Raw genomic sequence first — 19,617 nt, forward strand, 5'->3', positions numbered from 1 at the left:
GTCGGGTAGTTTTCACTTTAAGTGAGTTTTTTTGTGGGGAATCTGAATATAAATAATGTGTAAGATGAGAATTTATATATTCAATAATTTGGAGTTATAGATGGAGTATTGGTCGATATTTTTTATCCATATCAATGGCCTACAGCGTTCTGAACGGTGTGGGCCTGATGGGGTAATTATGGCGCATATCGCTGCAGTGATTCAGACCAGCGGAATATTTGGCTGCTTTTATCCTGCAGGTTAACGCGCTCTAAATCATAAAATCCGTGCGTCTTTACCGAGCGCATTTTGAGAATGTACTTGCTTTCGCTGATGTCGTGCTGCCTTGTGCCGTCTTTATTCCAGTCTCCGGCGATGTCCGTATATTGATAAACAAGGTCGGAATACACGTTGATCATTCTGTTGTCTTTGATCGCATAAAGCTCCAGCACTTCATAAAATGCGCCACCGCCGGAATATGCCTCAGAGTATCCGCCGCGAACCCCGAACGCCAGAGTCTCGGGTGCGATCCGGTACGGTGCCAGGTCCAATTTTGTATAATAAGCCAGCGGTCTGATGGACTCATCATCGCTCTCTTTTTCGGCGGCTTTATTCCACTCTGAGAGTTGATTTAACGGTTTTTCCGAGCGGGCAATCGGCACTAGCCGTTGGTTCTGCCAGGAAAAAACACCGAGATATAATTTATTGGCGCGCCCGTTACTATAGTTTTCCGGACAGTTGTTATCCGCATATTTCCTTGCCTGCCCGGCATCGGCCTGATTGTCAGCGAAACAGGCCACGCCAATATATTTGCCGTCCTTGCCCCAGGCTTTGGCACCCGTGAGGATCAGGTTGTCAGGATCCTCATTCGGTGCAACCCAGGCAATCCACTGGTTCTCGGATAATCCCTGCGGAAGTTCGCCAAATCCTTTCGCAGGTGTTGCTCCCGCCATTTGTTCAGCAAAAATCTGTTTACCTTCCGAATGTTGAATGGCACTGGGTACGGAATCGAGATTTTGTACGGTAGCGGCGAAGGCTGGTGGGAGTGTAGCCAGCAACACCAGGGGAAGGTACTTTTTCACTATTGCGTCCTTTCAATAAGCAGGGCGATAAGGCTCGCCCTTAAATTTATTTCACGCGCGCCATAAAGTACGCATCAACATACTCACCGTTGCGCAGGCCGTATCTCTTACCGGTGCCTTCGATTTCAAAGCCGTACTTCTTATAGACCGCCACGGCGGGCTCATTATCAACAAATACCGTTAGCTCAATGCGGTCAACGCGCAGCCAGTTGTCGCACATATCGATCATGGTGCGGATCAGCGCGCTGGCGACGCCGCGGTTTTGCCAACGAGCGTCAACGCAAATACCGAAATCAGCGACGTGGCTGCGGCGCGGGCGCTGGGCAACTGCAATGGAAAGATGTCCCACGACGATATCATCGATGCTGGCCACCAACTGTTTGATCCCCGGCTGATCGGCAAGTCGCGTTTGCCACATCTCCATGGAAGGATGAGGAACCTGTAGCGTGTTGTGGTACACCTCCGGCTGGGCGTGAATCTGACGAATGGCGTCGTAATCTTTCGGTTCAGCGTGGCGTATCACTATCTCACTCATTCCTTATCTCCTGCAGGGTTAATTGAGCAATTACACTCGCTGAGAAAGAAAATTCCGTCAACTGCATTTTTTTGCAAAAAGAAGTAGACAAGTGCGAATGAGAATGATTATTATTGCTCTGCGTTCAGGGGAACCTCTACGGAGAACCTGAAAGCACGACATTGCTCACATTGCTTCCAGTATTATTTTAGCCAGCTTTTGCTGGCTTTTTTTTGGGTTTTGTTTCAGCCTGGCTTACTTGCCATTTTGTCCCCGGCAAAGAATCCAACATTCAGTCTCCTCACGCTTTGCGCTATGGTGTAAACAATCACCTTCAAAAGGATCGTCTCATGACCTTACACTGCGCATTTATTGGATTCGGTAAAAGCACCACCCGTTACCATCTCCCTTACGTTCTGAATCGTAAAGATACCTGGCATGTCGCGCATATTTTCCGTCGTCACGCTAAACCGGAAGAGCAGGCGCCGATCTATTCCCACATTCACTTCACCAGCGATCTGGATGAGGTGCTGGGCGATCCGCAGGTAAAACTGGTGATCGTCTGTACACATGCTGATAGCCATTTTGAATATGCCAAACGCGCGCTGGAGGCGGGTAAAAGCGTGCTGGTTGAGAAACCGTTCACGCCGACGCTGGCGGAAGCAAAAGTGTTGTTCGAACTGGCGCGAAATAAGGGGCTGACCGTCACGCCGTATCAGAATCGTCGTTTTGACTCCTGTTTTCTCACTGCTAAAAAAGCGATCGAGAGCGGCAAACTGGGCGAAATAGTGGAAGTTGAAAGCCATTTTGACTACTACCGACCGGTGGCGGAAACCAAACCGGGCCTGCCACAGGACGGCGCATTCTATGGTCTGGGCGTACACACCATGGATCAGATTATCTCGCTGTTCGGGCGTCCCGACCATGTAGCCTATGACATTCGCAGTCTGCGCAACAAAGCGAACCCGGATGATACCTTTGAAGCGCAATTGTTCTACGGTGACCTGAAAGCCATTGTGAAAACCAGCCATCTGGTGAAAATCGATTATCCGAAGTTTATCGTTCACGGCACCAAAGGTTCGTTCGTGAAGTACGGCATTGACCAGCAGGAAACCAGCCTGAAGGCCAATATTATGCCCGGCGAACCCGGTTTCGCCGCTGACGATTCTGTTGGTGTGCTGGAGTATGTCAATGATGATGGCGTTACGGTGAAAGAAGAGGTGAAACCGGAAGTGGGGGACTACGGTCGCGTCTATGATGCGCTGTACCAGACGCTGACCGTCGGTACGCCTAATTACGTCAAGGAATCTGAAGTTCTTACCAACCTGGAAATCCTCGAACGGGCCTTTGAACAGGCGTCTCCCGCGACGATAACCCTCGCCAAATAGCCCTTACCGACTCCTCTGAGTTTGTTCATATTTTTTGAACAGAGGAGTCAATTTTCACCCTCTATGATCCCAGACGGATTGGGTCCACACTTACTCCATCGAAAACATCTGGGGGTGAACATAATGATCTATTTACGCAAAGCGAACGACCGTGGTCATGCGAATCATGGCTGGCTCGATTCCTGGCATACCTTTTCTTTTGCCAACTACTATGACCCGAACTTTATGGGATTCTCGGCACTGCGCGTGATTAACGATGACGTGATCGACGCAGGTCAGGGCTTTGGCACTCACCCCCATAAAGACATGGAAATCCTGACCTACGTACTGGAAGGCGTGGTGGAGCATCAGGACAGCATGGGCAACAAAGAGCAGGTTCCGGCCGGTGAATTCCAGATTATGAGCGCCGGGACGGGGATCCGTCACTCGGAGTACAACCCGAGCAATACTGAGAAACTACACCTGTATCAAATCTGGATCATGCCCCAGGAAAACGGGATTACGCCACGCTATGAACAGCGCCGTTTCGATGCGGTGCAGGGCAAACAGCTGGTGCTGTCGCCGGATGCCCGCGAAGGTTCGCTGAAAGTGTACCAGGATATGGAGTTGTACCGCTGGGCGCTGCTCAAAGATGAGCAGTCGGTGCATCAGATTGCCGCCGAGCGCCGCGTCTGGATCCAGGTGGTAAAAGGCAATATCACCATTAACGGAACTAAAGCCACCACCAGCGATGGTCTGGCAATCTGGGATGAGCAGGCAATTTCGATTCATGCCGATAGCGACAGCGAAGTGTTACTGTTTGACCTGCCGCCAGTCTAACGTGCTGTAGCCCTTTGTAGGCCGGATAAGACGCGAAAGCGTCGACATCCGGCTTTTCATCGTTTGTCATTAATTCCGCACGTCCGTGGTAAACTGGGCAAATCTATCCCTTTTTAACGCTTCAGGACGATGAAAAAGAAAAGACCCGTACTTCAGGATGTAGCCGACCGCGTGGGCGTGACCAAAATGACGGTCAGTCGCTTTTTGCGTAACCCGGAGCAGGTCTCCGTGGCGCTGCGGGGCAAAATTGCCGCTGCACTTGATGAGCTGGGTTATATTCCCAATCGCGCACCTGATATCCTGTCTAACGCCACCAGTCGCGCTATCGGCGTGCTGTTACCTTCTCTCACCAACCAGGTTTTTGCGGAAGTGTTACGCGGCATTGAGGCCGTCACCGACGCGCATGGTTATCAAACCATGCTGGCGCACTACGGCTATAAGCCCGAAATGGAGCAAGAGCGTCTGGAGTCGATGCTGTCGTGGAATATCGATGGTCTGATCCTCACTGAACGTAGCCATACACCCCGTACGCTGAAAATGATCGAAGTCGCGGGTATCCCGGTCGTCGAGCTGATGGACAGTCAGTCCCCGTGTCTGGATATCGCCGTCGGTTTTGATAACTTCGAGGCCGCACGTCAGATGACCGCCGCTATCATCGCCCGTGGACACCGTCATGTTGCTTATCTTGGCGCGCGTCTTGATGAACGTACTATCATCAAACAGAGGGGCTACGAACAGGCTATGCGCGATGCCAATCTGGTGCCGTACAGCGTGATGGTGGAGCAGTCTTCATCTTACTCATCCGGTATTGAACTTATCCGTCAGGCGCGGCGTGAATATCCGCAACTGGATGGTGTGTTCTGTACCAACGATGACCTGGCGGTAGGGGCGGCCTTTGAATGTCAGCGTTTAGGGCTGAGAATCCCTGACGATATGGCGATTGCCGGTTTCCACGGCCATGATATCGGTCAGGTAATGGAGCCGCGTCTGGCGAGTGTGCTCACGCCGCGTGAACGAATGGGCAGCATTGGCGCAGAACGCCTGCTGGCGCGCATCCGAGGTGAAGCAGTCACACCTAAAATGTTAGATTTAGGTTTCACCTTGTCACCGGGTGGATCTATTTAAGCCAACAACTTTGAAGTAGCTCACACTTATTCACTTCGGGCACGAATGGATATTGCTTCTCTATTTATCCGGCTGGACAATGTTACCGATAACAGTTACCCGTAACAATTTCCTGATTCTTGTACCAGTGGGGGCAACGCTTTGAGCACGACTAATCATGATCACCACGTTTACGTTCTGATGGGCGTATCAGGCAGCGGTAAATCTGCTGTCGCAAGTGAAGTGGCGCATCAACTGCAGGCCGCGTTTCTTGATGGCGATTTTCTCCATCCGCGCAGCAACATCATGAAAATGGCTTCCGGTGAGCCACTCAACGATGACGACCGTAAACCGTGGTTACAGGCGCTGAATGACGCCGCTTTTGCGATGCAGCGTACCAATAAGGTGTCGCTGATCGTCTGTTCTGCGCTAAAAAAAGTCTATCGCGATCAGCTGCGTGACGGTAACCCGAACCTCTCATTCATTTACCTGAAGGGCGATTTTGACGTAATCGAAAGCCGCCTGAAGGCACGTAAAGGGCACTTCTTCAAAACGCAAATGCTGGTAACCCAGTTCGAAGCGCTGGAAGAACCGGATGCGAATGAAAAAGATGTTCTGGTGGTTGATATCGATCAGCCGCTGGACGGTGTGGTAGCTAGCACCATTGAAGTGATTAACCAGGGCAGTAAGTAGTGACTACATTAACGCTTGTTTTAACAGCAGTAGGGTCTGTTTTATTACTGCTGTTTTTGGTGATGAAGGCGCGTATGCATGCCTTTGTTGCTTTGATGGTGGTGTCTATTGGTGCAGGTCTCTTTTCCGGTATGCCGCTTGATAAAATCGCGGCGACCATGGAAAAAGGGATGGGAGGCACGCTCGGCTTCCTGGCGATTGTGGTGGCGCTGGGAGCGATGTTTGGCAAGATTTTGCACGAGACCGGCGCGGTCGATCAGATTGCCGTCAAGATGCTGAAATCTTTCGGTCACAGCCGCGCGCATTATGCGATTGGCCTGGCCGGCCTGATTTGCGCGCTACCGCTGTTCTTTGAAGTGGCGATTGTGCTGCTGATAAGCGTGGCGTTCTCAATGGCGCGTCACACCGGAACGAACCTGGTGAAGCTGGTTATTCCGCTGTTTGCGGGGGTGGCGGCCGCTGCGGCGTTCCTGCTGCCGGGACCTGCGCCGATGCTGCTGGCATCCCAAATGCACGCTGACTTTGGCTGGATGATCCTGATTGGCCTGTGCGCAGCCATTCCGGGCATGATTATTGCCGGGCCGCTGTGGGGCAATTTCATCAGCCGTTACGTTGAACTGCATGTACCAGAAGACATTACCGAGCCGCATCTGGGCGAAGGCAAAATGCCCTCCTTTGGCTTCAGTCTGGCGCTGATCCTGCTGCCGTTAGTACTGGTTGGCCTGAAAACCATCGCCGCGCGCTTTGTGCCGGTCGGTTCTTCAACCTATGAATGGTTCGAGTTTATCGGTCACCCGTTTACCGCGATTCTGGTTGCCTGTCTGGTGGCGATTTACGGCCTGGCAGTGCGCCAGGGCATGGCAAAAGATCGGGTGATGGAGATTTGTGGTCACGCGCTGCAACCAGCGGGGATTATTCTGCTGGTGATTGGTGCGGGCGGCGTGTTCAAGCAGGTGCTGGTTGATTCCGGCGTTGGCCCGGCCCTGGGTGAAGCGTTAACCGGTATGGGGCTGCCTATTGCCATTACCTGCTTCGTGCTGGCGGCGGCGGTACGTATCATTCAGGGGTCCGCGACCGTGGCCTGCTTAACGGCGGTCGGTCTGGTCATGCCGGTGATTGAGCAACTGAACTACTCCGGCGCGCAGATGGCGGCGCTGTCTATCTGTATCGCAGGCGGCTCAATCGTCGTCAGCCACGTTAACGACGCTGGTTTCTGGCTGTTCGGGAAATTCACCGGCGCGACCGAAGCGCAAACGCTGAAGACCTGGACGATGATGGAAACCATCCTCGGTACGGTCGGCGCGATTGTCGGTATGATTGCCTTCCAACTGTTGAGCTGAGTCTTGTTGCCCGGTGGCGCTGCGCTTACCGGGCCTGGAAACGAGCACATATCCACATCGTAGGCCGGGTCAGGCGAAGCCGCCACCCGGCTTTTTTACAGCACCATCACACCATCCTCGGTTTTCAACCAACGCGGCGCTTTCAGTGTGTCGGCGAAATACCCCACCAAATCCTGCAGCAAATCACCCGCCACCCGCTCCATATCATCAGAAAGCGTTTTGCTCATCAGCAAATGCGTTAAAAGCTGGCAGTAACGCCCCATCTGATCTGGCTCAGGCTCGAAAAGGGGAAAACGGGTCGGGAATGTTTCTACCGTCAGACTGGCCTGTAGATGCTGCGGTACAGGCTCCGTTAAGGTCGGTTGCAATAACGCGAGACAGGCCGACAGACGTGCACAAATCGCCAGTTTTTCAACCGGGTCATGACATTCAACCAGCCCTTCGACAAAACGCTCGCAGTTATCCGCCAGTTCGGTGAAGTCCGTGGCATGGCTAAAGGGCAGGGTAAATAAAGAGTGTGAAAAGAGAGGGGTAGTCGCCATAGGGCAGCCTCCAATGAGTGAAATTTACCACCACCGAAGGGACCAACCTTTGGGTGGCGGGCTGAACGGAGTTGGTCCTACCGGCCTCATTGGATACCGGTGCGTCTTGTGACGCCACCGTCCAGCCCACCATTGAGGTGTAGCTGGTCGCACGACAAAAGTGAATTTTATCGCGAATGAGGTAATCAGGGGACCAATCCTGGCACCTGATTTTGCAGGTGCAGCGAGAAGATAATGCTTATCCGCGATGCTGACAAGAGGGTATTCCGGAAGGCGCTTCGCAGAAATGAAAATACGTTTTCTCAGCGGTTTAAAAGCATAAGGAATACCTGGTATTACAGTGCAATGCCGTTCAGTTAAGCATGTAGGGTGAACATGTGATTATTGCTCAGGGTTCCGTTCACCTCAGTGGTGTCATTTCTCTGAAGCGCTGATGCCCGTGAACGTGCAAGGGAGGCTCACCGCCGCCTCCCTTGCACGTTCACTGGTGACGAGATCACAGAGAAGCAATGAACATAACGTGAACGGAATCGTTCTCTGAAATGCCATGCTCTCCAGCTTCAAAACGGTCACCCCTTCATCCACATCCGTACGCCATCGAGGAACATCTGGGTCGCCATCATCACCAGAATCAATCCCATCAGACGTTCCAGCGCGTTCACCCCTTTCTCGCCCAGCAGGCGTAAAAACAGCGACGACTGCAGCAAAATCACAAATGTCCCGCCCCAGGCTATCAGCAGCGCAATCACCAGATGCCCCATCTGATTTGGGTACTGATGTGATAACAGCATCAACGAGGCCAGGATTGTCGGCCCGGCCACCAGCGGGATTGCCAGCGGTACGATAAATGGCTCTTCGCCTGCCGGAAGGCCGGTGCTGTTGCCGGTGGCGCTGGGGAAAATCATCTTAATGGCGATCAGGAACAAAATGATGCCCCCGGAGATCGAGACGGTTTCTGCACGCAGGTTAAGAAATGCCAGAATTTTCTCGCCCGCAAACAGGAATATCAGCATCACCAACAGCGCAATGAACAGCTCGCGAATCATAATCGCGCGGCGGCGTTTTGGTTCGGTATGTTTCAATACGGACATGAAAATGGGCAGATTTCCGAGCGGATCCATAATCAGGATCAATAAAACTGCCGCTGAAATGATTTCATTCATAACTCAAATTCCCTGATAATTACCGCGGACTTTCTGCTTGCTTGCGCAGCGGGATAAGTCGCATTACTGATGGCTTCGCTATCATTGATTAATTTCACTTGCGACTTTGGCTGCATTTTGTATGGTGAAGGATATGCCACCAGGACACTGGCATACATACACAGCACACATCTTCGCAGGAAAAAAACGCTATGAAAAATGTTGGTTTTATCGGCTGGCGCGGTATGGTCGGCTCTGTTCTCATGCAACGCATGGTTGAGGAGCGTGACTTCGACGCCATTCGCCCTGTTTTCTTTTCTACTTCCCAGCTCGGGCAGGCGGCACCGACGTTCGGTGGAACCGCGACCGGCACGCTTCAGGACGCTTTTGATCTGGACGCGCTGAAGGCGCTCGATATCATCGTGACCTGTCAGGGCGGCGATTATACCAACGAAATCTATCCAAAGCTTCGTGAAAGCGGTTGGCAGGGTTACTGGATTGACGCGGCCTCCTCGCTGCGCATGAAAGACGATGCCATCATCATTCTCGATCCGGTTAACCAGGATGTGATTACCGACGGTATGAACAAAGGTATTAAGACTTTTGTCGGCGGTAACTGTACCGTTAGCCTGATGCTGATGTCCCTCGGCGGCCTGTTTGCCAATGACCTGGTCGACTGGGTTTCCGTGGCGACCTATCAGGCGGCTTCCGGCGGCGGCGCGCGCCACATGCGTGAACTGCTGTCCCAGATGGGCCATCTGTATGGCCATGTGGCCGATGAACTGGCGACCCCTTCTTCTGCTATTCTCGATATCGAACGTAAAGTGACGACCCTGTCCCGCAGCGGTGAACTGCCGGTTGATAACTTTGGCGTACCGCTGGCCGGGAGCCTGATTCCGTGGATCGACAAACAGCTCGATAACGGTCAGAGCCGTGAAGAGTGGAAGGGACAGGCGGAAACCAACAAAATTCTCAACACCTCTGCCGTGATCCCGGTTGATGGCCTGTGCGTGCGCGTCGGCGCGCTGCGCTGCCACAGTCAGGCGTTCACCATTAAACTGAAAAAAGATGTGTCTATTCCGACCGTGGAAGAGCTGCTGGCGGCGCACAATCCGTGGGCCAAAGTGGTGCCAAACGATCGGGAGATCACCATGCGTGAGTTAACCCCGGCGGCCGTTACCGGTACGCTGACCACGCCAGTAGGCCGTCTGCGTAAGCTGAATATGGGACCGGAGTTCCTGTCAGCCTTTACCGTGGGCGATCAGTTGCTGTGGGGTGCTGCGGAGCCATTGCGCCGTATGCTGCGCCAGTTGGCGTAATAATTTGTTAACGATCAAGGGGTGAGAAATCACCCCTTTTTTTGCGTAATACAGGAGTAAGCGCAGATGTTTCATTTTTTACCAGGAGTAAGATAAAGCATTGGCTATTCTTTAAGGGTGACTTAGTACCGGAGGTATTAAGTTGTTGCCTGAAGGTGGGACGACGCAGAGAGGATGCACAATTGTGCTGCGCCGTTCAGGTCAAAAAAAGTGTCACTACCTGATGTCGAAAATCAGTTGGAAGGCGTGACACCATAAAACAGGATGACAACCATGTCCGTTCGTATCGATAGAGACGTGATTAATGCGCTAATTGCAGGCCATTTTGCGGATCCTTTTTCCGTACTCGGTATGCATCAAACTGACGCGGGACTTGAAGTCCGCGCCTTACTTCCAGACGCCACAGAAGTGTGGGTGATCGAACCCAAAACCGGACGTAAAGTCGGCAAGCTGGACTGCCTCGACTCTCGCGGTTTTTTCTGTGCTGTACTTCCCCGCCGTAAAAATTTCTTTCGTTATCAGTTAGCCGTTGTCTGGCATGGCCAGCAGAATCTTATTGATGACCCTTATCGTTTTGGTCCGCTAATCCAGGATATGGATGCCTGGCTGCTATCTGAAGGTACGCACCTGCGTCCTTACGAAACGCTGGGCGCGCATGCGGATACCATGGATGGCGTAACCGGTACGCGTTTCTCAGTCTGGGCGCCCAACGCCCAACGTGTTTCGGTGGTCGGGCAGTTCAACTACTGGGATGGCCGTCGCCACCCGATGCGTCTGCGTAAAGAGAGCGGTATCTGGGAGCTGTTTATCCCCGGCGCACAGCATGGTCAGCTGTATAAGTACGAGATGATCGATGCTAACGGTAAGTTGCGCATTAAAGCTGACCCTTACGCCTTCGAAGCGCAGATGCGCCCGGAGACCGCGTCGCTTATCTGCGGCCTGCCCGAAAAAGTGGTGCAAAGCGAGGAGCGCAAAAAAGCCAACCAGTTTGATGCGCCGATCTCTATCTACGAGGTGCATCTGGGGTCATGGCGTCGTCATACTGATAACAACTTCTGGCTGAGCTACCGCGAACTGGCGGATCAACTGATTCCTTACGCCAAGTGGATGGGCTTTACTCATCTCGAGCTGTTGCCGATTAACGAGCATCCGTTCGACGGCAGTTGGGGCTACCAGCCAACCGGCATGTATGCGCCGACCCGTCGTTTCGGGACGCGTGATGATTTCCGCTATTTTGTGAATGCCGCGCATCAGGCGGGGCTGAACGTCATTCTGGACTGGGTTCCGGGCCATTTCCCGTCGGATGATTTTGGTCTGGCAGAGTTTGATGGCACCAGGTTGTATGAGCACAGTGACCCGCGTGAAGGGTATCACCAGGACTGGAATACGCTGATCTACAACTACGGCCGCCGTGAGGTCAGCAACTATCTGGTGGGTAACGCCCTGTACTGGATTGAACGTTTTGGGATTGACGCGCTGCGCGTGGATGCCGTGGCATCGATGATTTATCGCGACTACAGCCGTAAAGAAGGGGAATGGGTCCCGAATGAATTTGGTGGTCGTGAGAACCTCGAAGCGATTGAATTTTTACGCAATACCAATCGTATTCTTGGCGAGCAGGTGCCCGGCGCCGTAAGCATGGCGGAAGAGTCAACCGACTTTGCCGGCGTATCAAGACCGCAGGACATGGGCGGTTTAGGGTTCTGGTATAAGTGGAACCTCGGCTGGATGCACGACACGCTGGACTACATGAAACTGGATCCGGTTTATCGTCAGTATCATCACGACAAGCTGACCTTCGGCATGCTGTACAACTACACCGAAAACTTTGTTCTGCCGCTGTCGCACGATGAAGTGGTGCACGGTAAAAAATCCATTCTCGACCGCATGCCGGGAGACGCATGGCAGAAGTTTGCCAACCTGCGCGCTTACTACGGCTGGATGTGGGCCTTCCCGGGTAAGAAACTGCTGTTTATGGGCAACGAGTTTGCTCAGGGACGTGAATGGAATCACGACGTCAGTCTGGACTGGCACTTACTGGAAGGCGGCGATAACTGGCACCACGGGGTGCAACGTCTGGTGCGTGACCTGAACCATACTTATCGCCATCACAAGGCGCTGCATGAACTCGACTTTGACAGCTATGGTTTTGAATGGCTGGTGGTTGACGATAAAGAACGTTCGGTGCTGATTTTTGTTCGTCGTGACAAGGCCGGCAACGAAATTATCGTTATCAGCAATTTTACGCCAGTACCTCGCCACGGCTATCGCTTCGGTATCAATCAGCCGGGCAAATGGCGTGAAATCCTCAATACCGATTCGATGCATTACCACGGTAGCAATACCGGTAACGGCGGCGCGGTGCATAGCGATGAAATCGCCAGTCATGGCCGCCAGCACTCACTGAGCCTGACGTTGCCGCCGTTGGCGACGATCTGGCTGGTTCGGGAGGGGGAATGACGCATCTGGCAACCGGCAACGCCACCCCGCATGGTGCAACGTATGACGGCCATGGCGTCAATTTCACGCTTTTCTCGGCCCACGCCGAACGCGTTGAATTATGCGTTTTCGATGAGCAAGGCTGTGAACTCCGCTATGACCTGCCGGGGCGTAGCGGCGATATTTGGCACGGTTATCTGGCCAACGCCCGTCCGGGCCTGCGCTATGGCTATCGCGTACATGGTCCGTGGCAACCAGAGCAAGGCCACCGGTTTAACCCGGCGAAACTGTTGCTCGATCCTTATGCGCGCCGGGTGGATGGCGAGTTAAAAGATAACCCGCTGCTGCACGGCGGGCTAAATGAACCTGATCATCATGATAATGCCGCCATCGCGCTGAAGGGCGTGGTGGTGTCTGACCATTATGACTGGGAAGACGATGCCCCGCCGCGTACGCCGTGGGGCAATACCGTGATTTACGAAGCGCATGTGAAAGGACTGACGTATCTGCATCCTGAGCTGCCGGAAGAGCTTCGCGGAACCTATAAAGCGCTGGGTCATCCGGTGATGATCGACTATTTCAAACGCCTGGGCATTACTGCGCTTGAGCTGCTACCGGTGGCGCATTTCGCCAGCGAACCGCGTCTGCAGCGGCTGGGCTTGTCGAACTACTGGGGCTACAACCCGGTCGCTATGTTTGCGCTGCATCCGGCTTACGCCTGCTCGCCGGAGAGCGCGTTGGATGAGTTCCGTGATGCGGTGAAAGCGCTGCACAAAGCGGGGATTGAGGTCATTCTCGACATCGTTTTGAACCACAGCGCCGAGCTGGATCTTGAAGGACCCGTCTTCTCACTGCGCGGAATCGATAACCGTAGCTATTATTGGATCAGGGATGATGGCGATTACTACAACTGGACCGGTTGTGGGAACACCCTCAATCTGAGCCATCCCGGCGTGGTCGAGTATGCGTGTGAATGCCTGCGTTACTGGGTTGAAACTTGCCACGTGGATGGTTTTCGTTTTGATTTAGCGTCCGTTATGGGGCGTACGCCTACGTTTCGTCAGGATGCGCCGTTGTTCACTGCAATCCAAAACTGTCCGCTGCTCTCACGCGTCAAACTGATTGCGGAACCGTGGGATATCGGTGAAGGCGGGTATCAGGTGGGGAACTTTCCACCGCCGTTTGCCGAGTGGAATGACCATTTTCGCGATGCGACGCGACGTTTCTGGCTCCAGCGTAATCTCTCTTTGGGAGAATTCGCCGGGCGTTTTGCCGCCTCCAGCGACGTGTTTAAACGCAATGGCCGCAAACCCAGCGCCACGGTCAATCTGGTGACCGCGCACGATGGTTTTACCCTACGTGACTGTGTGTGCTTCACAAATAAGCACAATGAAGCGAATGGTGAGGAAAATCGCGACGGCACTAGCAATAACTACAGTGATAATCATGGTAAAGAAGGGTTAGGCGGCACGCTGGACCTGATTGAACGGCGGCGCGACAGCATTCATGCGCTGTTGAGCACGCTGTTGCTTTCTCAAGGGACGCCGATGCTGCTGGCCGGTGACGAGCATGGCCATAGCCAGCACGGCAACAATAACGCTTACTGTCAGGATAACGCCTTAACCTGGCTGGACTGGCAGCAGGCAAACGGTGGGCTAACCACCTTTACCGCCGCGTTGATTCATCTTCGCCAGCAAATCCCCGCATTAACGGGCGATTGCTGGTGGGAAGAGGGCGATGGCAATGTTCATTGGCTGAATAAGTACGCACAACCCTTAAGTGCGGATGAGTGGCAAAACGGCCCGAGGCAGATGCAAATCCTGCTTTCCGACCGTTTCCTGATTGCAATAAACGCCACGCTTGAGGTGACAGATATCGTTTTACCTGAAGGGGAATGGCGAGCTATTCCCCCATTTGCCGGAGAGGACAATCCGGTGCTTACGGCTGTCTGGCAGGGACCTGCGCACGGACTGTGTGTGTTCCATAGAGGATAAAAAAGGAGTTAGTCATGGTGAGTTTAGAGAAGAACGATCGTGTTATGTTGGCGCGCCAGCTGCCATTAAAATCTGTTGCCCTGATCCTGGCCGGTGGCCGCGGTACCCGCCTGAAAGATTTGACCAATAAACGTGCCAAGCCGGCCGTGCACTTTGGCGGTAAATTCCGCATTATCGATTTTGCTTTATCCAACTGTATTAACTCCGGCATCCGCCGTATCGGCGTGATCACGCAATACCAGTCGCACACGCTGGTACAGCATATTCAGCGCGGCTGGTCGTTCTTTAGCGAAGAGATGAACGAGTTTGTCGATCTGCTGCCTGCGCAGCAGAGAATGCAGGGTGAAAACTGGTATCGCGGCACGGCGGATGCGGTAACCCAAAACCTGGACATCATTCGCCGCTACAAAGCGGAATATGTGGTGATCCTCGCAGGCGATCATATTTATAAGCAGGACTACTCGCGTATGCTGATCGACCACGTCGAGAAGGGCGCGCGTTGCACCGTGGCCTGTATGCCGGTGCCTATCGAAGAGGCCAGCGCGTTTGGTGTGATGGACGTGGACGACAGCGACAAAATTATCGAGTTCGTTGAAAAACCTGCCAACCCGCCAGCCATGCCGGGCGACCCGACCAAATCTCTTGCCAGCATGGGGATCTACGTTTTTAACGCCGATTACCTGTATGAATTACTGGCGGAAGATGACCTCGATGAAAACTCCAGTCACGATTTCGGTAAAGACATCATCCCAAAAATAACCGAAGCTGGCATGGCGTATGCACATCCCTTCCCGTTGTCCTGCGTACAGTCTGACCCGGAATCCGAGCCGTACTGGCGCGATGTGGGAACGCTGGAAGCTTACTGGAAGGCCAACCTCGATCTGGCCTCGGTAACGCCTGAACTGGATATGTACGACCAGGACTGGCCAATCCGTACGCATATGGAATCTCTGCCGCCGGCGAAATTTGTGCAGGACCGTTCCGGTAGCCACGGAATGACGCTGAACTCGCTGGTCTCCGGCGGCTGTATTATTTCTGGTTCGGTGGTGGTGCAGTCCGTTCTGTTCCCGCGAGTGCGGGTGAATTCATTCTGTAACATTGATTCGGCAGTGTTGTTGCCTGAAGTATGGGTAGGACGTTCATGCCGGTTACGTCGTTGTATCATTGACCGCGCCTGCGTTATCCCTGAAGGCATGGTGATTGGTGAAAATGCGGAAGAGGATGCTCGTCGCTTCTACCGCTCAGAAGAAGGCATTGTGCTGGTCACGCGTGAAATGCTGCGCAAACTGCAAATCAAACAGGAGCGATAATGCAGGTTTTACACGTATGTTCAGAGATGTTCCCCCTGCTAAAAACCGGGGGACTGGCGGATGTTCTTGGGGCGTTACCGGCCGCGCAAATTGCCGACGGTGTAGATGCCCGCGTGCTGCTCCCGGCGTTTCCGGATATCCGTCGCGGCATTCCTGATGCTCAGGTGGTGACGCGTCGCGATACCTTTGCAGGCAGAATTACGCTGCTGTTCGGGCATTACAACGGCGTCGGCATTTACCTCGTGGACGCGCCGCATCTCTATGACCGTCCGGGTAGTCCGTATCACGACACCAACCTGTTCGCTTATACCGATAACGTCCTGCGTTTTGCGTTGCTCGGCTGGGCCGGATGTGAAATGGCCTGCGGGCTTGACCCATTCTGGCGCCCGGATGTGGTGCATGCGCACGACTGGCATGCCGGTCTGGCCCCGGCGTATCTGGCGGCCCGCGGCCATCCGGCGAAATCGGTGTTCACCGTCCACAACCTGGCGTATCAAGGCATGTTTTATGCAAAGCATATGGATGACATCCAATTGCCATGGTCGTTCTTTAATGTGCACGGGCTGGAGTTTAACGGGCAGATTTCGTTCCTGAAGGCCGGGTTGTACTACGCCGACCACATCACGGCGGTGAGTCCGACCTACGCGCGGGAGATTACCGAGCCGCAGTTTGCCTACGGCATGGAAGGCCTGTTGCAACAGCGTCATCGGGAAGGGCGACTTTCCGGCGTGCTGAACGGCGTGGATGAAAAAATCTGGAGCCCGGAAACCGATCTGCTACTGGCCTCGCGTTATACACGCGACACGCTGGATGAGAAGGCGGAGAACAAACGTCAGCTACAAATTGCGATGGGACTTAAGGTTAACGATAAAGTGCCGCTGTTTGCTGTCGTGAGCCGTCTGACCAGTCAGAAAGGGCTGGATCTGGTGTTGGAGGCTCTGCCGGGTCTGTTAGAGCAGGGGGGGCAACTGGCGCTGCTTGGCGCGGGCGATCCAGTATTACAGGAAGGCTTCCTGGCCGCTGCGGCGGAACATCCCGGACAGGTAGGGGTGCAAATTGGTTATCACGAAGCCTTCTCGCACCGCATCATGGGCGGGGCCGACGTCATTCTGGTACCCAGCCGTTTTGAACCGTGCGGCTTAACGCAGTTGTATGGGCTGAAGTATGGCACGCTGCCGCTGGTGCGGCGTACCGGTGGGCTGGCGGATACGGTCTCTGACAGTTCGCTGGAAAACCTGGCGGACGGTATCGCCAGTGGGTTTGTCTTTGAAGACAGTAATGCCTGGTCGCTGCTACGCGCGATCCGGCGTGCTTTCGTATTGTGGTCCCGGCCTTCGCTTTGGCGGTTTGTACAACGCCAGGCCATGACCATGGATTTTAGCTGGCAAGTCGCGGCGAAGTCTTACCGCGAGCTTTACTACCGCTTGAAATAGATATCCAGGAATCACCTATATGAACGCTCCATTTACTTATGCATCGCCCACACTCAGCGTCGAGGCACTTAAGCATTCTATTGCCTACAAACTGATGTTCACGATTGGTAAGGACCCGGTCATTGCCAACAAACATGAGTGGCTGAACGCCACGTTATTCGCGGTGCGCGATCGTCTCGTGGAGCGCTGGCTGCGTTCTAACCGTGCGCAATTATCCCAGGAAACCCGTCAGGTTTATTATCTGTCAATGGAGTTTCTGATTGGGCGCACGCTTTCCAATGCGCTGTTATCGTTGGGGATTTACGACGATGTTAAAAGTGCGCTGGAAGGGATGGGATTAGATCTGGAAGATCTGATCGACGAAGAGAATGACCCCGGTCTCGGTAACGGTGGCCTCGGACGCCTGGCAGCCTGCTTCCTCGACTCACTGGCAACGCTGGGTCTGCCCGGACGTGGCTACGGTATCCGTTATGACTATGGCATGTTTAAACAAAACATTGTCGATGGTCGACAAAAAGAGTCCCCGGACTATTGGCTGGAATACGGTAACCCGTGGGAATTCAAACGCCACAACACGCGCTACAAAGTGCGCTTTGGCGGCCGCGTGCAGATGGAAGGCAAGAAAACGCGTTGGATTGAGACCGAAGAGATCCTCGCAGTGGCCTACGACCAGATTATCCCCGGTTATGACACTGACGCCACCAACACGCTGCGCCTGTGGAATGCCCAGGCCAGTAGCGAAATCAACCTCGGTAAATTTAACCAGGGCGACTACTTTGCGGCGGTGGAAGATAAAAACCACTCCGAGAACGTCTCCCGCGTACTGTATCCGGATGACTCTACCTATTCGGGACGCGAGCTGCGGTTGCGCCAGGAGTATTTCCTCGTCTCCTCAACGGTGCAGGACATCCTGAACCGCCATTATCAACTGCATAAAACCTACGACAACCTGGCCGATAAAATTGCTATTCACCTTAACGACACCCACCCGGTGCTGTCGATCCCTGAGCTGATGCGTCTGCTGATCGATGAACACAAGTTCAGTTGGGACGACGCGTTTGAGGTGTGCTGTCAGGTCTTCTCGTATACCAACCACACCTTGATGAGCGAAGCGCTGGAGACCTGGCCGGTGGATATGCTGGGCAAAATCCTGCCGCGCCATTTGCAAATCATTTTTGAGATTAACGACTACTTCCTGAAGACGCTGCAGGAGCAGTATCCGAACGATACCGCTCTGCTGGGACGGACGTCGATTATCGATGAATCTAACGGTCGTCGTGTGCGTATGGCATGGCTGGCGGTGGTGGTGAGCCACAAGGTTAATGGCGTGTCTGAACTGCACTCCAACCTGATGGTGCAGTCGTTGTTTGCTGACTTTGCGAAGATTTTCCCGACCCGCTTCTGCAACGTGACCAACGGTGTGACGCCGCGTCGCTGGCTGGCGCTGGCGAACCCATCGCTTTCTGACGTACTGGATGAGAACATTGGCCGCACCTGGCGTACCGATCTCAGCCAGCTCAGCGAGCTTGAGCAGCACTGTGATTTCCCGTTAGTGAATCAGGCTGTGCGTCGTGCGAAGCTGGAGAACAAAAAGCGACTGGCAACGCTCATCGCCCAGCAGTTGAACGTGGTAGTGAACCCGAAATCGCTGTTTGATGTGCAGATCAAGCGTATTCACGAGTACAAACGTCAGCTAATGAATGTGCTGCATGTGATCACCCGCTACAACCGCATCAAAGCCGATCCAGACGCCGAGTGGGTGCCGCGCGTGAATATCTTCGCGGGTAAAGCGGCTTCAGCCTATTACATGGCGAAGCACATCATTCATTTGATCAACGATGTCGCGAAGGTGATCAACAACGATCCGCAGATTGGCGATAAATTGAAGGTCGTGTTTATCCCCAACTACAGCGTCAGTCTGGCGCAGGTGATTATTCCTGCTGCCGACTTGTCTGAGCAGATTTCTCTGGCCGGGACCGAAGCCTCCGGAACCAGTAATATGAAATTTGCGCTCAACGGCGCGCTGACCATCGGGACGCTGGATGGCGCCAACGTTGAGATGCTGGAACATGTGGGTGCGGAGAATATCTTTATCTTTGGTAATACGGCGGAAGAGGTTGAGGCTTTACGCATTCAGGGCTACAAGCCGCGTGAGTATTACGAGAAAGATGAAGAGTTGCATCAGGTGCTGACGCAGATTGGCAGCGGCGTGTTCAGCCCTGAGGAGCCTGGACGTTATCGTGATCTGGTCGATTCGCTGATTAACTTTGGCGACCACTATCAGGTGCTGGCGGATTATCGCAGCTATGTCGATTGCCAGGATAAGGTTGATGAGCTGTATCGCCATCCGGAAGAGTGGACCACGAAGTCGATGATAAACATCGCCAATATGGGGTACTTCTCTTCGGACAGGACGATCAAAGAGTATGCCGAGAACATCTGGCATATTGATTCGGTGCGGTTGTAACATCCGAGGCCGGGGGCGCTTCGCTTGCCCGGCCTATGTTTATGCACTCTTG

At 53.6% G+C, this 19,617-nt stretch carries 15 protein-coding genes and 1 pseudogene; 11 read left to right on the forward strand and 5 right to left on the reverse strand.

All coding sequences use genetic code 11. From position 1 onward, the window contains the following. Positions 1 to 176: 176 nt before the first annotated feature. Entirely contained in the window at positions 177 to 1,061 is an 885-nt protein-coding gene (locus ICA20_RS01640; protein ID WP_038634959.1) for a hypothetical protein, read from the reverse strand. A 46-nt stretch (positions 1,062 to 1,107) separates the two neighbouring features. After that, on the reverse strand, positions 1,108 to 1,596 hold the full coding sequence (gene yhhY / locus ICA20_RS01645) for an N-acetyltransferase (protein ID WP_038634956.1): 489 nt from the start codon (positions 1,594 to 1,596) through the stop codon (positions 1,108 to 1,110). A gap of 329 nt (positions 1,597 to 1,925) precedes the next feature. On the opposite strand from yhhY, the gene ICA20_RS01650 reads away from it, so the two are divergent. The 5 genes from ICA20_RS01650 (at position 1,926) to gntU (ending at position 6,919) form a co-directional block, all read left to right on the forward strand. Then, complete coding sequence (locus ICA20_RS01650) at positions 1,926 to 2,963, forward strand: oxidoreductase (RefSeq protein ID WP_038634954.1); 1,038 nt, start codon at positions 1,926 to 1,928, stop codon at positions 2,961 to 2,963. Positions 2,964 to 3,086: 123 nt separating this feature from the next. Continuing rightward, positions 3,087 to 3,782, forward strand: a complete 696-nt coding sequence (gene yhhW / locus ICA20_RS01655; protein WP_038634951.1) for a quercetin 2,3-dioxygenase — start codon at positions 3,087 to 3,089, stop codon at positions 3,780 to 3,782. Positions 3,783 to 3,911: 129 nt separating this feature from the next. Further along, on the forward strand, positions 3,912 to 4,907 hold the full coding sequence (gene gntR, locus ICA20_RS01660; protein ID WP_038634949.1) for a gluconate operon transcriptional repressor GntR: 996 nt from the start codon (positions 3,912 to 3,914) through the stop codon (positions 4,905 to 4,907). Positions 4,908 to 5,048: 141 nt separating this feature from the next. Beyond that, positions 5,049 to 5,579, forward strand: coding sequence for a gluconokinase (gene gntK, locus ICA20_RS01665; RefSeq protein WP_038634945.1), 531 nt, complete (start codon positions 5,049 to 5,051; stop codon positions 5,577 to 5,579). Then, a complete protein-coding gene (gene gntU / locus ICA20_RS01670; protein ID WP_032940610.1) occupies positions 5,579 to 6,919 on the forward strand; it encodes a gluconate transporter in 1,341 nt (446 codons plus the stop codon). Before gntK ends, gntU begins: the two co-directional genes overlap by 1 nt. Here the strand turns inward: gntU and ICA20_RS01675 are convergent. The 3 genes and pseudogenes from ICA20_RS01675 to yhgN all read right to left on the reverse strand — a co-directional run. Next, positions 6,842 to 7,021: pseudogene (locus ICA20_RS01675) on the reverse strand (MarC family protein); the annotation flags it as partial. The gene gntU and the pseudogene ICA20_RS01675 overlap by 78 nt on opposite strands. After that, a complete protein-coding gene (locus tag ICA20_RS01680; RefSeq protein WP_038634939.1) occupies positions 7,015 to 7,461 on the reverse strand; it encodes a hypothetical protein in 447 nt (148 codons plus the stop codon). The gene ICA20_RS01680 and the pseudogene ICA20_RS01675, both read right to left, overlap by 7 nt. 569 nt (positions 7,462 to 8,030) lie before the next feature. Next, entirely contained in the window at positions 8,031 to 8,624 is a 594-nt protein-coding gene (gene yhgN / locus ICA20_RS01685; protein WP_003023480.1) for an NAAT family transporter YhgN, read from the reverse strand. 191 nt (positions 8,625 to 8,815) lie between these two features. Between yhgN and asd the strand changes: the two genes are divergently transcribed. The 6 genes from asd (at position 8,816) to glgP (ending at position 19,565) form a co-directional block, all read left to right on the forward strand. After that, positions 8,816 to 9,922, forward strand: a complete 1,107-nt coding sequence (gene asd, locus ICA20_RS01690; protein WP_038634937.1) for an aspartate-semialdehyde dehydrogenase — start codon at positions 8,816 to 8,818, stop codon at positions 9,920 to 9,922. A 273-nt stretch (positions 9,923 to 10,195) separates the two neighbouring features. Beyond that, a complete protein-coding gene (gene glgB, locus ICA20_RS01695; protein WP_038634934.1) occupies positions 10,196 to 12,382 on the forward strand; it encodes a 1,4-alpha-glucan branching enzyme in 2,187 nt (728 codons plus the stop codon). Continuing rightward, the gene (gene glgX, locus ICA20_RS01700) at positions 12,379 to 14,355 is read left to right on the forward strand and encodes a glycogen debranching protein GlgX (protein ID WP_038634931.1); all 1,977 of its coding nucleotides are present in this window, start codon (positions 12,379 to 12,381) and stop codon (positions 14,353 to 14,355) included. Before glgB ends, glgX begins: the two co-directional genes overlap by 4 nt. Positions 14,356 to 14,369: 14 nt before the next feature. Next, positions 14,370 to 15,665, forward strand: a complete 1,296-nt coding sequence (glgC, locus tag ICA20_RS01705) for a glucose-1-phosphate adenylyltransferase (protein ID WP_006687433.1) — start codon at positions 14,370 to 14,372, stop codon at positions 15,663 to 15,665. After that, positions 15,665 to 17,098: a glycogen synthase GlgA gene (glgA, locus tag ICA20_RS01710; RefSeq protein WP_038634926.1), complete on the forward strand. Its 1,434-nt coding sequence runs from the start codon at positions 15,665 to 15,667 to the stop codon at positions 17,096 to 17,098. Before glgC ends, glgA begins: the two co-directional genes overlap by 1 nt. A gap of 19 nt (positions 17,099 to 17,117) precedes the next feature. Next, entirely contained in the window at positions 17,118 to 19,565 is a 2,448-nt protein-coding gene (glgP, locus tag ICA20_RS01715) for a glycogen phosphorylase (RefSeq protein ID WP_038634923.1), read from the forward strand. The last annotated feature ends 52 nt before the right edge of the window (positions 19,566 to 19,617 follow it).

The sequence above is a fragment of the Citrobacter sp. C5_2 genome (assembly GCF_014596845.2).
GTDB classification, from domain to species: Bacteria; Pseudomonadota; Gammaproteobacteria; order Enterobacterales; family Enterobacteriaceae; genus Citrobacter; species Citrobacter werkmanii.

Coding starts and splice junctions, on each gene's coding strand:
- glgB (WP_038634934.1), top strand. CDS start 10,196: ATGTCCGTTCGTATCGATAGAGACGTGATTAATGCGCTAATTGCAGGC.
- ICA20_RS01650 (WP_038634954.1), top strand. CDS start 1,926: ATGACCTTACACTGCGCATTTATTGGATTCGGTAAAAGCACCACCCGT.
- glgX (WP_038634931.1), top strand. CDS start 12,379: ATGACGCATCTGGCAACCGGCAACGCCACCCCGCATGGTGCAACGTAT.
- asd (WP_038634937.1), top strand. CDS start 8,816: ATGAAAAATGTTGGTTTTATCGGCTGGCGCGGTATGGTCGGCTCTGTT.
- yhgN (WP_003023480.1), bottom strand. CDS start 8,624: ATGAATGAAATCATTTCAGCGGCAGTTTTATTGATCCTGATTATGGAT.
- glgP (WP_038634923.1), top strand. CDS start 17,118: ATGAACGCTCCATTTACTTATGCATCGCCCACACTCAGCGTCGAGGCA.
- ICA20_RS01680 (WP_038634939.1), bottom strand. CDS start 7,461: ATGGCGACTACCCCTCTCTTTTCACACTCTTTATTTACCCTGCCCTTT.
- gntR (WP_038634949.1), top strand. CDS start 3,912: ATGAAAAAGAAAAGACCCGTACTTCAGGATGTAGCCGACCGCGTGGGC.
- yhhY (WP_038634956.1), bottom strand. CDS start 1,596: ATGAGTGAGATAGTGATACGCCACGCTGAACCGAAAGATTACGACGCC.
- glgA (WP_038634926.1), top strand. CDS start 15,665: ATGCAGGTTTTACACGTATGTTCAGAGATGTTCCCCCTGCTAAAAACC.
- glgC (WP_006687433.1), top strand. CDS start 14,370: ATGGTGAGTTTAGAGAAGAACGATCGTGTTATGTTGGCGCGCCAGCTG.
- yhhW (WP_038634951.1), top strand. CDS start 3,087: ATGATCTATTTACGCAAAGCGAACGACCGTGGTCATGCGAATCATGGC.